The organism is Candidatus Defluviilinea proxima, assembly GCA_016721115.1.
Taxonomy (GTDB): Bacteria; Chloroflexota; Anaerolineae; order Anaerolineales; family Villigracilaceae; genus Defluviilinea; species Defluviilinea proxima.
Map to the genome: position 1 here is coordinate 1,830,368 of JADKIW010000001.1, position 14,626 is coordinate 1,844,993.

Consider the following 14,626-nt stretch of genomic DNA (forward strand, 5'->3'; position numbering starts at 1 on the left):
CCGTCCATTGTCCATGGTCAGGAACAATCATGAAAATCCGTAAACACCTCGAATCCCTACCTCCATACACTCCCATCGAACCCTTCGAAGTCCTCTCCGAACGGATCGGTCGCGCTCCCTCCGAGATCATCAAACTGGATGCGAACGAAAATCCATACGGCCCGTTGCCTGTTGTCCGTGAAACTTTGGCAAACATGGAATTCCCTCACATCTATCCCGACCCTGAAAGTCGCACGTTGCGTAAGTCCCTGGCGAAGTTCACCGGCGTGGACGAGGAATATCTCATGGCAGGGCAAGGCGCAGACGAATTGATCGACCTACTCATGCGTGTCTTCCTTGAGCCAGAGGATTGTCTCTTGTCCTGTCCGCCCACGTTTGGTATGTACTCGTTCGACGGCGAACTCAATGCCGCACGCGTGATCGAAGTTCCGCGCAACCCAGATTTTTCGCTGGACATGGACGCCATCTGTAAAGCAGTAGAAACGTATCAGCCGAAATTATTCTTCATCACATCGCCCAACAACCCCGATGGCTCTGTAATCCCTCCTGAGACAATGGATGAGTTATTATCCTTGCCGACCATGATCGTGCTCGACGAAGCCTATATTGAATTTGCTGATGATGCCCTGGGTGCAAAGTTAAGTCGCATCCGCGAAGTGCCTGCACGTGAGAATTTGATTGTGTTACGCACATTCAGCAAATGGGCGGGGTTGGCAGGCTTGCGTGTTGGATATGGTGCCTTCCCTAAATGGCTCATGCCCACGTTATGGAAATCGAAACAGCCGTATAACGTCAACGTGGCCGCAAGTGTCGCAGCGCAGGTTTCACTGGAACATAAAGATGAGTTGAAGAAGTACGTTGACTTGTTGAAGACCGAGCGTGAACGGTTGTATGAAGACCTGCACGATATTCCGTACTTGAAACCCTATCCCACCCGCTCGAACTTTATCTTGTGCCGAGTCGTTGACAAGGATGCCGTGCAACTCAAAAAGGATTTGGCTGAGAAACATGGGATCTTTATTCGCTATTTCAATAAGTCAGGGTTGAAGGATTGCATCCGCATCAGTGTGGGACGTCCGCAGGATACGGATAAGTTGTTGGAAGCGTTGAAATTCCTCGCTGAGCGGAGTGAGGACAGTTCTACCGTCCGAACGTAGTCGAAGCGTAGACTGGAAAGAAGTTAGTCTTGTAACTGTCCTTCGACTACGTGGCGCGAAGATCACGCGCCACTCCGCTCAGGACGGAATAATTAAGGAGAAAATATGCGAACCGCAGAAATATCAAGACAAACAAACGAAACACAGATCGAGATTAAACTGGATTTGGATGGCACGGGCAAACACGAGATTTCCACAGGCGTTGGCTTTCTTGATCACATGCTGACCCACCTCGCCGTGCATGGACTGTTCGACCTCACCGTCAAAGCACAAGGCGATTTGCACATTGACGTTCACCATACAGTGGAAGATGTGGCGCTGGCGTTGGGTCAAGCCTTCGATAAGGCATTGGGCGACCGCAAGGGAATTGTCCGCATGGGAGATTGCTTCGCACCGATGGATGAAACATTGGCACACGTGGCGATTGACCTGTCAGGTCGTCCGTATGCGGTGATTCAAGCAGACTGGCATACGCCGTATGTGGGAAACATCCCGACCACGTTGTTTCCACATTTCTTTGAGTCGTTTGCTGTGACTTCACGATGTAATCTCCATGCTCGCGTGTTATATGGGCGTGATGACCATCACCAAGCCGAGGCATTGTTCAAAGCCTGGGCACGTGCACTAGATGCGGCAACGCAGTTTGACCCGAGACGTGGAGGAAGCATACCGTCTACAAAAGGAACATTGTAAAACGGGACGATAGACCATAGACCGTTGACCATCGTCTATCGTCCACGGTTTATGGTCAAGGATTGGAGTATTTATGAAAGATATTATCTTGATTGACGCAGGCACAGGCAACCTCCGCTCGGTGCAAAAGGCGTTGGAATCTGTCGGTGCGAAGGTGGAAAGAACTGACGACCCGGGTAAAGTTTTATCGGCGAAGAAGGTTGTGTTGCCTGGTGTGGGTGCGTTCGGTGATTTTATGTCGGGCATGAAGGCGAAAGGACTCGATACAGCTGTAAAGCAAATTGTCGAACGAAATGTGCCGATGTTGGGAATCTGCGTTGGGATGCAAGCCTTGTTCGAGATCGGCGAAGAGATGGGCGAGCACGAAGGCTTGGGGCTGTTGAAAGGCACAGTCGTGCGGTTTGCTGATTCGCTATCAGTGAAGGTTCCGCATACGGGGTGGAATCAAGTTCGAGTTAAGAAAGACGCGCTGTTGTTTCGTCAGGTGAATGATGGGGCGTATGTCTATTTCAATCACTCGTATTACTGTCAGGCGAGCGATCACACAGATGTGATTGCCGAAGTGGATTACGGCATTCGATATGCGTGTTCGGTGAGACGTGAAAATGTGTTTGGCGTGCAGTTCCATCCTGAAAAGAGTCAGGCGGTGGGTTTGCAGATATTGAAAAATTTTGTGGAGGCGGCATGAGCTTCACGATCTATCCCGCGATTGACTTGCGCGGCGGCAAAGTGGTGCGATTGAAAGAAGGCGACCCCGCGCGGATGACATCGTACAGCGATGACCCTGCCGAAACGGCGCGTCGTTGGCTCGATGCGGGCGCGCAGTGGCTGCATGTGGTGAACCTCGATGGCGCGTTCGGCGAAGGCGATAATGCGAACCGCAAAGCGCTCGAATCGATTTTGAAGTGTGGTGCGCGTGTGCAGTTTGGCGGCGGGATGCGTTCGCTCGACGCGATTGCGGATGTGTTGGAATTAGGCGTGACGCGCGCAATACTCGGGACGATTGCGATCGAACACCCCGACGTGGTTGCGGATGCGTTGACTCGATTCGGTGCAGAACGAATTGCTGTGGGGATCGATGCGCGTGATGGACTCGTCCGCACGCGGGGATGGAAAGATAACAGCGGCGTGAAGGCTACCGACCTTGCGCTTCAAATGCGGACTTTGGGCCTGCGTACTGTTATCTTTACAGATGTCAGCCGCGACGGTTTGGGTAGCGGGTTGAACATTCCGTCCACGCGCGAGTTGGCTGAAGTGAGCGGACTCGATGTTATCGCTTCAGGCGGCGTGCATACGATTGACGATGTCATTGCGGCGAAAGAGGCTGGGCTTGCAGGTTCGATCATTGGTCGCGCGTTGTATGATGGGACGGTTGAGTTAGAAAAAGCGTTGCAAGTTTAAAGGTTGAAACGTTGGAAGGTTTGTGCTCTTAACGTGTAAACGTTCCAACCTGCAACCTTCGAACGATTGGAGTCTTTATGTTAGCAAAACGAATCATTCCTTGTTTGGATATCAAAGATGGACGTGTAGTAAAAGGCGTAAACTTTGTGAATCTGCGCGATGCAGGTGATCCTGTGGAGCAGGCGCGACTTTACGATGAACAAGGCGCGGACGAGTTGGTCTTCCTCGATATTTCCGCCACACATGAAGGACGCAAGACAACTCTTGAGTTAGTGAGCCGAGTTGCTGAGACTGTATTCATGCCTCTTGCTGTCGGTGGTGGAATCCGTGAAGTGGACGATATGCGGAATCTCCTGCTTGCTGGCGCGGACAAGGTCAGCGTCAACTCGGCGGCGGTGAAGCGACCTGAGGTAATTTCTGAAGGCGCATCCCGTTTTGGTGCACAGTGCATCGTTTTGGCAATTGACGCACGCAGGAAAGGTTCCAGTTGGGAAGTCTATGTCGCTGGCGGGCGGACTCCGACGGGCATCGATGCGGTCGAATGGGCAGTCCGTGGCGTGGAGTTGGGTGCAGGTGAGATCCTGCTCACAAGCATGGATGCGGACGGTACGCTCGCAGGTTATGATATTGAGTTGACGCGCATCATCTCTGACATGGTGTCTGTGCCTGTCATCGCTTCAGGCGGTGCAGGGACAATGTCGCACTTTACAGAAGTCCTTACCAAAGGTAATGCTGATGCGGCGCTGGCAGCATCATTGTTCCATGATGGGAAGTTGAAGATCGCGGACTTGAAGCAGGAATTGCAGAGTCAGGGTGTACCGGTTCGGTTATAACGTTGTAACGTTTGAACGTTCAAACGTTGGAGAAAATATGAAAGTATCAAACTCTGAGATTAAATATGACGCCAACGGACTTGTCCCTGCCATTGTGCAGGATGCAGAGACAAAAGAAGTGTTGATGATGGCGTGGATGAACGCCGAGTCCCTGCGGTTGACCGTCGAAACAGGCGAGACAGTGTTCTGGTCACGCAGCCGAGGCGAGCTGTGGCACAAAGGCGCGACTTCAGGGAATACTCAAAAAGTTGTCGAAGTCCGCGTGGATTGTGACGCGGATACGTTGTTGGTGTTGGTTAATCCCGCTGGGCCTGCATGTCATACTGGCGAAAGAACCTGCTTCTATCGTGAGTTGGGCAAAGAGTTCTAACCACGGAGACACGAAGGCACGGAGAAATTAAAACTCAGTGTCTCCGTGACTCCGTGGTTCAGGTTTTGAATTATGGAGAATTGAAAATGGATATTCAATGGTTGTTTGATGTGATCGAAGATCGGAAAAAGAATCCCTCTGAGAAATCGTATACAACAAGTCTGTTCAATGATGGCTTGCCGAAGATCGCGCAGAAAGTGGGGGAGGAGGGGACGGAGGTCGTTGTTGCCGCATTGGCACAAGAAGATCAACGTCTTATCGAAGAAGTAGCGGACCTCACGTTCCACACCCTTGTTCTACTCTCCGCGCGTGGATTGACTCCCGCTGATGTGGTCGCTGAATTGGAGAAGAGGCATCGGAAATAGCGGATGGCTATCTCAGCGATTCACGTGATGTATTAAAAAACGAGCATCCATGATATCTATTTCATTTGGGAGAAAAATAATCTAGCAAGTTGCGAAGTAAAGAATTCCTTTTTGCGTTCTTTCGATGTGGTAAGGGTTCTAATATCTTCGACTCACCTAATTCCACCTGAAGTCGATGCCGAATATAACTGTCAGGATGCTTTCTTGCAATTTGAATCGCTTCTCCTACCAGTGGTGCAAGATGTTCGGGGTATTGTTGCGAATCAAGTACCAATTTTGAAATAAGGCTTCTCCGAACATCGATGTTACGGTTGGAAACGAACTCTTGTAAATATATAGATCGTTTGCGAACACGAATATCCTTTAGATCATCTTCTCCCTTGGGGATTCCTCCTAATACCCAATATAAAGCATTAATAGCGCCAGCCTTTTCGTAATTAGTGCCAGTAGAGACGAGGTTAAGAAGTGCCTCACTTGCACGTCTTCTTCCAAATATCCTGATACATGGATTTACAAAATCACGGTTATAACTTGGGTCTTCTTCGTAAACTGCTGCCCGAACCAGAGGTATAAAAAAATCGTCGGGGAGAGTGTCAACCCTTTCACAAAGAAGCTGGACAAACCATTTCTTTCTGACATTACTTAGAGCTTTTATGAGCCATCTAGTATCCTCTGTTGAAAGTGTCGCCATTGCTTGCAAAGCCGCAGGCACAAATTGCTCTATCACTTTCATGGGGTGGGGGCCACGACTGGCTTTCAAATACTGTTTGTAATAATCATCCCAGATCACAATGAATTATCCTTAGTAGATATTATAGAGTCGTTTCTACAAAAAAAACATAACAATTCCTGTATTACCCGTTTGGGTAATATTCAAGGGTAGTTTTTCAAAATCATTGACACATTTTGTATTTCAGGTAGAATTTCGCCCAACATGTCTGCAATAGTTGCATTGCGCCGTACACGTCGTCCGAAGCCGACTTCTCATAACGAGAAGGTTGGGTCTTTTTAGTTTGGATGACGGAGTAAATGCGAACGCGCACTGCACTACGCTAATCCACACAAACAGCCCGCCTTCTCGGCGGGCTGTTTTTATTTTCCATTTTTCCACATCCGTTCCTTTTCTTTTGGAAAAGGGTTAGGATGAAGGAGAACATACATCAAAAGGAGCAAGGAAATGAATCCGAAACCGAAACCGCAAGTGAAGAAAGTCGTACTCGCCTATTCAGGCGGCCTCGACACATCCGTGATTGTACCGTGGTTGAAGGAAAACTACGGTTGTGAAGTCGTCTGTTTTTGTGCAGACGTGGGGCAGGGCGATGAAGATCTGCGTGGGCTGGAGCAAAAAGCACTCAATAGTGGCGCGAGCGAATGCATTATTCACGATATGAAGGAAGAATTTGCTTCCGAATACCTTTTTCCCATGTTGAAAGCGGGGGCTATGTATGAACACAAGTATTTATTAGGTACATCCGTTGCACGTCCACTGATCGCCAAACACATGGTGGAGGTTGCTCACAAAGTCGGTGCCGATGCCATTTCGCACGGCGCTACAGGCAAAGGGAACGATCAAGTCCGTTTTGAATTGACTGTCATGGCGCTCGATCCACGCCTCAAAATTATTGCTCCCTGGCGCGAATGGGATATCCGTTCCCGCGAAGACGCGATCGCGTACGCTGCCAAGCACAACGTCCCTGTGACCGCCACCATTAAATCCATTTATTCCCGCGATTCAAATCTTTGGCATCTTTCTCATGAAGGCGGCCTGCTCGAAGATCCCTGGAACGAACCCGAAGAGACCATGTACCAACTCTCCACTTCGCCCGAGAACGCTCCCGAACAAGGCGAATACGTTGAGATCGAATATGAGACTGGTATCCCCGTTGCTGTGAACGGAGAAAAACTTTCGCCTGCCAAGATCATCACCAAGTTGAACGCTATCGGTGGCGCGCACGGCATCGGGCGCGTGGACCTCGTCGAGAATCGTCTCGTGGGCATGAAGTCACATGGTGTCTATGAAACCCCGGGCGGCACGATCCTGCTCTATGCCCATCGCGAATTGGAAGCGCTCGTCCTCGATCACGAGACCATGAGCTTCAAACAAATGGCCGCATTGAAATATGCCGAACTGACTTACAACGGTCTTTGGTTCACACCTCTGCGCGAAGCCCTCGATGCTTTCGTCAATTCCACACAAGGTCCTGTCACTGGTACGGTGCGACTCAAACTCTACAAAGGCAATATCATCTCCGCTGGTCGCAAATCCAAGTTCAGCCTCTATCGCGAAGACTTTGCCACCTTTGGTCAGGAAGATGTATACGATCAAAGCCACGCCGAAGGTTTCATCCGTTTGTATGGACTCAGCCTCAAGGTCCGCGCGTTGAACGGCCTGCCCGTCTCTGGCATGAACATGCCCAAACCCGATTACTCACGCTTCAAGAGAGACTAATGACCGTAGCTCTGAATTCACGTTTTGCATCCCTGAATGATTGTTCCCTGCTGGCTGAGTGGAATCATCAGTTGATTCAGGATGAAGGACACAGCAACCCCATGACCATCGAACAACTCGAAGAGCGCATGCGTGGGTGGCTGGCCTCTGGTGAATATCAGTCTGTTATTTTTGAGGCGCAGAATGTCTCAGTTGCCTATGCCTTGTTCCGTGAAACCAATGATGAAATTTATTTACGACAGTTCTTCGTGGCGCGTCATCAACGGCATACGGGCATCGGTTCACAAGCGATGCGAAAATTGTTTACAGATTTCTGGTCACACAATAAACGCTGGACCGTTTCTGTTCTTGTAAAAAATATTCCAGCGGTTGCATTCTGGCACGCGATGGGCTATGCTGATTATGCCCTGACGCTTGAGATCACGCCGAACGCGAAACTGCCACAAGGAGCCTGACATGACGACACTTTGGGGCGGACGCTTCGCCCAACAGCCCGACCAACTCGCCTTTGACCTCAACGCTTCATTATCTGTTGATCAGCGTATGGCGATTCAAGATGTGGACGGAAGCATTGCTTGGGCTGATGCGATTCGCAAAGCGGGCATTCTTTCGGATAAAGAGCACGCCTCGATCTTGACCGGGCTTGCTACCGTCCGAAAAGAATTTTCTTCGGGAGAGTTTCACTTCCTACCCGCCGACGAGGACATTCACACTGCCGTCGAACGACGCCTCACAGAGTTGATCGGTGAAGCGGCTGGCAAACTTCATACAGGCAGAAGCCGCAACGATCAGGTCGCCACCGACTTCCGCTTGTGGATGTTGAGCGCGATCCCCGCCCTTGATTCTGTGTTGAAAGATTTACAGTCCGCTATTGTGGAGCAGGCCGAAAAAGCAGGTGAGGCTCCCATGCCCGGTTACACCCACCTCCAACGCGGACAGCCCATCTTGCTGGCCCATTGGTGGCTGAGTCATTACTGGCCTCTGCAACGCGACCATGCCCGTCTCGTGAACTTAATTTCACGTGTTTCCGTTATGCCTCTTGGCAGCGGTGCCTTGGCAGGGACACCTGTCAACGTAGATCGTATTGCAATGGCTGATGCGCTTGGCTTTGCGGATATTTCGCAGAACAGCCTTGATGGTGTTTCTGACAGAGACTTTGCCGCTGAGTTCCTGTTCTGCGCTTCGATGATCAATATCCATTTGAGCAAATTGGCAGAGCAGATCGTTCTGTATACCAGCGCTGAGTTCGGGTTCTTCGAACTGTCGGATGCCTACTCAACAGGCTCCAGTCTGATGCCGCAGAAGAAGAACGCTGATGTGTTCGAGTTGACGCGCGGTAAAGCTGGCACAATGATCGGTTTGTTGACTGGTCTGCTTGCCACGCTCAAAGGGTTGCCATCTACGTACGATAAGGATTTGCAGGAAGATAAAGCGGCTGTGTTTCAGGCGACGGATACGTTGCTTGCGATATTGCCCGTCATTGCCGGTGCTTTGCGGACGATCACTCCTAAACCTGAACGCATGAGAAATGCAATTGACTCGTTCATGATGGCGACTGACTTGGCAGATTATTTAGTGAATAAAGGTATTCCGTTCAGAGAGACGCATGTGATTGCAGGGAAAGCTGTCCGCTTGGCGGGGGAGAAGAAGGTTGGGATGGATGAACTGCCACTCGAAGCGTATCAGGCTCTCTGTCCAGCCTTTGAAGCGGATGTGTATCAAGTGTTCGACCCGATGAGTTCCATTAATAAGAGAAACGCGATTGGCGGCACGAGTCTCCAATCCGTAAAAATACAAATAGAAAAGATCAAAGGAGTTTAATAATGTCTACAGTTGTATGCCCCGAATGTGAAGCCCAGATCGAGTTGACCGCTGGGACCGAAGTTGGTGAGATCATCGTATGCTCAGATTGCGGTGTGGATCTCGAAGTGACCTCGCTCGACCCTGCGGCGGTTGAACTTGCGCCCATGGAACAGGAAGACTGGGGAGAATAGACCACGGACGATTGACCGTGGACGATGGAGTAATGGTTTATTGTCCATCGTCCATGGTCGTCTGGTGGAGATATTATGCAACGACGATTAAAGATTGGTGTTTTGTATTCGCGTGTGCGTGTGGAAGAGAAGTGGATCTTCGGTGCGTTGGAGAAGCGCGGTATTGATTATACGAGGCTCGATGATCGTGCGATCCATTTTGATCTGAATAACTCTGAACCGTGGCGCCAATATGATGCGGTGCTGGAGCGCAGTATCAGTTACAACAGCGGCTTGTATGCGTTGCGATTGTTGAATGCATTCGGTGTGCCGACAGTGAATACGGCTTCGGTAGCTGAGATCTGCGGCGATAAGTTGATGACAAGCGCAGTGTTGGCGCGTGATAATGTGCCGCAACCGCATAACATGACGGCCTTTACGCCCGAGGCGGCTTTGGAAGCTATCGAAACGTTTGGGTATCCTGTTGTGTTAAAGCCTGTTGTAGGTTCATGGGGGCGGTTGTTGGCAAAGGTCAATGACCGCGATGCGGCCGAGGCGGTGTTGGAACATAAAGCCACGCTGGGTTCGGTGCAACATTCCGTGTTTTATATTCAGGAATATATCAAGAAGCCTGGGCGCGATATCCGTGCCATCGTGATCGGTGACAAGGTGTTGACTGCGATGTATCGCATGTCACAGCATTGGATCACGAACACGGCACGCGGTGGTGAGGGTGAGTTGTGTCCCATCACGCCTGAGATCGAAGAGTTGTGTCTGCGCGCGGCAAATGCCGTGGGCAATGGCGTCTTAGCCGTGGATCTGATCGAGCATCCTGAACGTGGTTACTTGGTCAATGAGATCAACCATACGATGGAGTTCCACACGATGCAACCCGTGAGCGGTATCGATATTGCAGGTGAGATCGTGGAATACACGGTGAAAGCGGCGCAAGAAAAAATCTAGCGTCATTGCGAGTGGCGCTTCAGCGTCACGAAGCAATCTCCAATTATGTCGGGGATTGCTTCGTCGGGAAGAGCACCCTCCTCGCAATGACGAAAATAGGAGCAATTATTGATGACTACGGTTTCGATCATCGGCGGTTCTGGTTATGGGGGCGGAGAATTATTGCGATTATTATTGAATCATCCCAATGTGGAAGTGAAACAGGCCACATCGCGTTCGCGGGTGGGTGAGTATGTGTATCAAACGCATCCCAATCTGCGCAAGCGGACACAGTTGAAGTTCACCGATCCTTCCCAGCTTGAGCCTGTAGATGTGTTGTTCCTTGCCCAGCCACACGGACAAGCGCAGAAGAACATCAACGAGTTAGCAAAACTTGGCACGAAGATCATCGACCTCGCGGCAGACTTTCGTTTGCGAGATGCGGCGTTCTATAAGGAATGGTACGGAGAAGACCATGCCGCACCTGAGTGGTTGAGTAAATTCGTTTACGGATTGCCCGAATTGCATCGTGAAGAATTGAAGACGGCAAGTTACGTCAGTGGGGTGGGATGCAATGCCACGGCGAGCAATCTTGCGTTACTGCCATTGGTCAAAGCGGGATTGATCGATCTGTCAGCACCTGTGATTATCGAGATAAAAGTTGGTTCGTCAGAGGGTGGTGCGGAAGGTAACTCTGGTTCACTGCATGCAGAACGCGCGAATGTCATCCGCACGTTCTCTGCATTTGGTCATCGTCATACGGCAGAAGTGATTCAGGAAATGGGCGTCAAAGACGTCTCATTGACCATGACCGCTGTGGACTTGGTCCGTGGTGTGTTGGCAACGGCTCATGCGAAGGTCAAGCCTGGGGTTGCTAACAAAGATTTGTGGAAAGCCTATCGCGCGGCCGCGAACGAGAATCCGTTCATCCGTGTGGTGAAGGAACAGCGCGGCATTTACCGTGTCCCTGAACCGAAGATTCTGGCTGGTTCGAATTACGCCGACCTCGGCTTTGAACTGGACGAGAGCAACGGTCACATTGTGGCGATGTGCGCGATCGATAACTTAATGAAGGGTGCCTCGGGTACGGCTGTGCAGTGTATGAACCTGATGATGGGTTGGGATGAGTCGTTGGGCCTGGAGTTTATGGGCCTGCACCCGATTTAGAGATATTTCGCCCTGAGCGGAACGACGAGCGGTAGCGAGGAGTGAAGTCGAAGGGTGATCGATAAGTAACAAACCTTTGTAAATATTGTCCTTCGACTGCGTGGCGCGAAAATTATGCGCCACTCCGCTCAGGACGGAAGATGGAAAATAATGAGCAATGAAATCACAGTAGTTAAACTTGGCGGCACCGAAGGCGTGGATTTTTCTGCGATCTGTAAGGATGCTGTTGAATTGTTGAAACAGGGTAAACGGCTTGTACTTGTGCATGGCGGTTCTGCCGAAGCGAATGCGCTTGGTGAAGCAGTTGGCGCGCCGCCAAAGATGATCACGTCGCCTTCGGGATACACGTCACGTTATACAGATCGCAAGACACTGGAGATCTTTTTAATGGCGGTCAATGGCAAGGTCAATTCGTTGTTGACAGAGCAACTACAGATGTTGGGTGTCAATGCGTTCGGTTTATGCGGGCTTGATGGTAAACTTCTACAAGCCACTCGCAAAGAATCGGTTCAAAGCATCGAGAACGGCAAACGCAAGATCATCCGCGACGATTACACGGGGAAAATTGAAACGGTCAACAGTGAATTGTTATTGATGTTGCTCAATGCAGGATATTTGCCAGTCATCGCGCCTGTTGCTGTCAGTGAAAAAGGTGAAGCGCTCAACGTAGATGCAGATCGCGCCGCGGCGATGGTCGCGTCCGCGCTCAAGGCGGATGCGTTGTTGTTGCTTACGGCAGTACCCGGATTGATGAAGAATTTCCCAGATGAGTCCACGCTTATTCGGCAACTGCCGCAGAGTCAGCTTGCGGCGGCGAGTGAAGCGGCGCAGGGTCGCATGAAGAAGAAAGTTCTGGGCGCAGAAGAAGCGCTCAAAGGCGGCGTAAGTCGCGTCATTATTGCGGACGGTCGAATTCAAAATCCAATTTCAAATGCTTTAGCAGGAAACGGAACGGTGATCCAATGAATGCACAGGAAATTTTAAAGGTTGAAACAGAACACTCAGCGGGAACATATGCCAAACAATCGTTGGTGATCGTACGTGGACAAGGCGCGTTGTTGTACGATGCGGACGGTGTGGAATATTTAGATTGTGCATCTGGACATGGCGTTGCCAATCTCGGTCATGCTCACCCGAAAGTTGCGGAGGCCATCTATAAGCAGGCTTCTACGCTGATCACTCTTTTTGAGTCATTCCCCAACGATAAGCGCGCCGAGTTGATGCAGAAGCTCACATCATTGGTAAATGGACTCGATCGCGTATTTCTTTGCAATTCTGGTACTGAGTCTGTAGAGGCCGCGTTCAAATTCGCGCGGCTTTCAACGGGACGCAAGAATATTGTCGCGGCGATGCGTGCATTTCATGGACGAACTTATGGTTCGCTTTCAGCAACATATAACAAAAAATATCGCGAAGGCTTCGAACCTCTTGTGCCCGGGTTTAGCCATGTCGCTTATAACAATATCGAAGCGTTAGACAAAGCAGTGAACGAAGAGACTGCCGCAGTAATTCTAGAAGTTGTGCAGGGGGAAGGTGGAGTGTATCCTGCCACAAAGGAATATATCGAAGCCGCACGTCGTATCTGTGATGAGCGTGGCGCATTGTTGATCGTGGATGAAATTCAAAGTGGCTTCGGTCGCACGGGACGCATGTTTGCGATCCAGCATACGGATGTAGTACCTGACCTATTGACGTGTGCCAAGTCCTTGGCGGGCGGCGTGCCGATGGGCGCGGTGTTGATCGGGAAGAAAGTAAAGAACTTGACCCCGGGTGTGCACGGCTCGACGTTTGGCGGTAATCCGCTTTCATGTGCGGCCGCGATCGCTACGTTGAATGCAATTGAAGAAGAAGACCTGGTGCGTGAGGCTGAAGTAAAAGGCGCATATTTTATAGATCGGTTGCGTGAGATCACTTCGCCGAATATTCGTGAGGTTCGCGGATGTGGTTTGATGATCGGTATTGAGATGAAGCAAAAGGTTGCACCGTATATCAAGGCATTGCAAGAAAGAAAGATCATTGCCTTGAACGCTGGCATGACCGTTATCCGTTTACTGCCGCCACTGGTCATTACCTATCTTCAGATCGACCATGTGGTAGACACATTAGCGGAATTGTTGACAGCTGAATTGGAAACCGAGTAGTTGTAAGCGGACTTTATAACAGGCACACGGACATAAACGGATGAATAACCTTGAGACCCTGATCGGATTGGTTTCGCAGTACAGCCCGTCAGGACAGGAACGCGGGACGGTGGAGTGGCTCGTGGCGCGGATGAAGTCGTTGGGATATGACAATGCGTTTGTTGACGATGCAGGCAACGCTGTAGGTGTGATGGGGAAGGGGCCAAAGCAGGTTGTGTTGTTGGGTCATATTGATACGGTGCCGGGTGAGATCAAAGTAGAGCAGAGTGATAATCTGCTCTATGGACGTGGCTCTGTGGATGCGAAAGGTCCGCTGGCGTGTTTTACAGACGCCGTGGCACAGGTTGGCGCAAAAGATGGTTGGCAGTTCATTGTCATTGGTGCAGTGGAAGAAGAACGCGATTCAGAAGGTGCGCAGTTTGTTGTAAACCAATACAAACCAGATTTTGCGATCATCGGTGAACCGAATCAATGGGATCGGATCGCGCTTGGATATAAAGGTAGTGCGTGGGCGAATGTCACAGTCAAGCGCGGACAGGCTCACACTGCCAGTGGCGAAGAGACTGCGGCCGAAGCGGCTATTGAAGCATGGCTAAAGATTAAAGCGTATGTAGAATCGTTCAACGCTGATAAGAAAAAAATATTCGATCAACTTTTGCCCACATTACGTGGTATGGAATCTGGACAGGATGGTTTCGAGCAGTGGGCAAGGCTGAAGGTGGGAGTCCGTTTGCCGGTGGAAGTTTCGCCGAATGATTGGTATGAAATGTTAGAAGAGACCCTAAAGGTCTTTGCGAAGCACCCCCGAAGTGAAACGGAGGGGGCAGAGACCTTTAGGGTCTTAATTGAACGGGTTGGATATGCTTTGCCTGCATGGGGATGTGAGAAAAACACTCCGCTTGTACGAGCTTTCTTAAGTGGGATCAGGTCGCAGGGCGGAGAGCCGCGTTTCGTCTATAAAACAGGAACAGCAGATTTGAATATTGTCGCGCCGGTGTGGAAGTGTCCCGCTGTTGTGTATGGTCCCGGGGATTCAGCATTGGACCACACGCCTAACGAACATATTTCGCTCGAGGACTACGCCAAGTCTGTTGACGTGCTTTCGGGTGCTTTGATCAAGTTGACAATCTAATCT

17 protein-coding genes are annotated in these 14,626 nt (G+C 50.5%); 16 read left to right on the forward strand and 1 reads right to left on the reverse strand.

The genetic code is table 11. The features are described 5' to 3' along the window. Positions 1 to 29 precede the first annotated feature (29 nt). The 7 genes from hisC to hisE all read left to right on the forward strand — a co-directional run bounded on the left by hisC (position 30) and on the right by hisE (position 4,819). A complete protein-coding gene (gene hisC, locus IPP66_08440; GenBank protein ID MBK9925309.1) occupies positions 30 to 1,157 on the forward strand; it encodes a histidinol-phosphate transaminase in 1,128 nt (375 codons plus the stop codon). 105 nt (positions 1,158 to 1,262) lie between these two features. Continuing rightward, positions 1,263 to 1,850: an imidazoleglycerol-phosphate dehydratase HisB gene (gene hisB, locus IPP66_08445; GenBank protein MBK9925310.1), complete on the forward strand. Its 588-nt coding sequence runs from the start codon at positions 1,263 to 1,265 to the stop codon at positions 1,848 to 1,850. A 73-nt stretch (positions 1,851 to 1,923) separates the two neighbouring features. Next, positions 1,924 to 2,538 carry an imidazole glycerol phosphate synthase subunit HisH gene (gene hisH, locus IPP66_08450; protein ID MBK9925311.1) on the forward strand — a complete coding sequence of 205 codons (615 nt, stop codon included), beginning with the start codon at positions 1,924 to 1,926 and terminating at the stop codon, positions 2,536 to 2,538. Further along, positions 2,535 to 3,251: a 1-(5-phosphoribosyl)-5-[(5-phosphoribosylamino)methylideneamino]imidazole-4-carboxamide isomerase gene (gene hisA, locus IPP66_08455; GenBank protein MBK9925312.1), complete on the forward strand. Its 717-nt coding sequence runs from the start codon at positions 2,535 to 2,537 to the stop codon at positions 3,249 to 3,251. Before hisH ends, hisA begins: the two co-directional genes overlap by 4 nt. Positions 3,252 to 3,328: 77 nt before the next feature. Beyond that, on the forward strand, positions 3,329 to 4,084 hold the full coding sequence (hisF, locus tag IPP66_08460; GenBank protein ID MBK9925313.1) for an imidazole glycerol phosphate synthase subunit HisF: 756 nt from the start codon (positions 3,329 to 3,331) through the stop codon (positions 4,082 to 4,084). 37 nt (positions 4,085 to 4,121) lie between these two features. Then, positions 4,122 to 4,454, forward strand: a complete 333-nt coding sequence (hisI, locus tag IPP66_08465) for a phosphoribosyl-AMP cyclohydrolase (GenBank protein ID MBK9925314.1) — start codon at positions 4,122 to 4,124, stop codon at positions 4,452 to 4,454. 86 nt (positions 4,455 to 4,540) lie between these two features. Continuing rightward, complete coding sequence (hisE, locus tag IPP66_08470) at positions 4,541 to 4,819, forward strand: phosphoribosyl-ATP diphosphatase (GenBank protein ID MBK9925315.1); 279 nt, start codon at positions 4,541 to 4,543, stop codon at positions 4,817 to 4,819. 61 nt (positions 4,820 to 4,880) lie between these two features. Here the strand turns inward: hisE and IPP66_08475 are convergent, their stop codons facing one another. Then, positions 4,881 to 5,609, reverse strand: a complete 729-nt coding sequence (locus tag IPP66_08475) for a hypothetical protein (GenBank protein MBK9925316.1) — start codon at positions 5,607 to 5,609, stop codon at positions 4,881 to 4,883. A 387-nt stretch (positions 5,610 to 5,996) separates the two neighbouring features. Between IPP66_08475 and IPP66_08480 the strand changes: the two genes are divergently transcribed. The 9 genes from IPP66_08480 to IPP66_08520 all read left to right on the forward strand — a co-directional run bounded on the left by IPP66_08480 (position 5,997) and on the right by IPP66_08520 (position 14,623). Then, positions 5,997 to 7,268, forward strand: a complete 1,272-nt coding sequence (locus tag IPP66_08480; protein MBK9925317.1) for an argininosuccinate synthase — start codon at positions 5,997 to 5,999, stop codon at positions 7,266 to 7,268. An 11-nt stretch (positions 7,269 to 7,279) separates the two neighbouring features. Next, a complete protein-coding gene (locus IPP66_08485; GenBank protein ID MBK9925318.1) occupies positions 7,280 to 7,723 on the forward strand; it encodes a GNAT family N-acetyltransferase in 444 nt (147 codons plus the stop codon). 1 nt (position 7,724) lies between these two features. Then, positions 7,725 to 9,089 (forward strand): argininosuccinate lyase, encoded by a 1,365-nt coding sequence (gene argH / locus IPP66_08490; GenBank protein MBK9925319.1) that lies wholly within the window; start codon positions 7,725 to 7,727, stop codon positions 9,087 to 9,089. Positions 9,090 to 9,091: 2 nt separating this feature from the next. Beyond that, on the forward strand, positions 9,092 to 9,262 hold the full coding sequence (gene lysW, locus IPP66_08495) for a lysine biosynthesis protein LysW (GenBank protein MBK9925320.1): 171 nt from the start codon (positions 9,092 to 9,094) through the stop codon (positions 9,260 to 9,262). Between the two features lie 75 nt (positions 9,263 to 9,337). After that, positions 9,338 to 10,204, forward strand: coding sequence for a lysine biosynthesis protein LysX (gene lysX / locus IPP66_08500; GenBank protein MBK9925321.1), 867 nt, complete (start codon positions 9,338 to 9,340; stop codon positions 10,202 to 10,204). A 108-nt stretch (positions 10,205 to 10,312) separates the two neighbouring features. Then, entirely contained in the window at positions 10,313 to 11,350 is a 1,038-nt protein-coding gene (locus IPP66_08505) for an N-acetyl-gamma-glutamyl-phosphate reductase (GenBank protein MBK9925322.1), read from the forward strand. 162 nt (positions 11,351 to 11,512) lie between these two features. Then, a complete protein-coding gene (locus IPP66_08510) occupies positions 11,513 to 12,316 on the forward strand; it encodes a [LysW]-aminoadipate kinase (protein MBK9925323.1) in 804 nt (267 codons plus the stop codon). Beyond that, complete coding sequence (locus IPP66_08515; GenBank protein ID MBK9925324.1) at positions 12,313 to 13,491, forward strand: aspartate aminotransferase family protein; 1,179 nt, start codon at positions 12,313 to 12,315, stop codon at positions 13,489 to 13,491. The genes IPP66_08510 and IPP66_08515 overlap by 4 nt, the downstream gene beginning before the upstream one ends. Before the next feature lie 40 nt (positions 13,492 to 13,531). Further along, on the forward strand, positions 13,532 to 14,623 hold the full coding sequence (locus IPP66_08520; protein MBK9925325.1) for a [LysW]-lysine hydrolase: 1,092 nt from the start codon (positions 13,532 to 13,534) through the stop codon (positions 14,621 to 14,623). Positions 14,624 to 14,626: the final 3 nt, after the last annotated feature.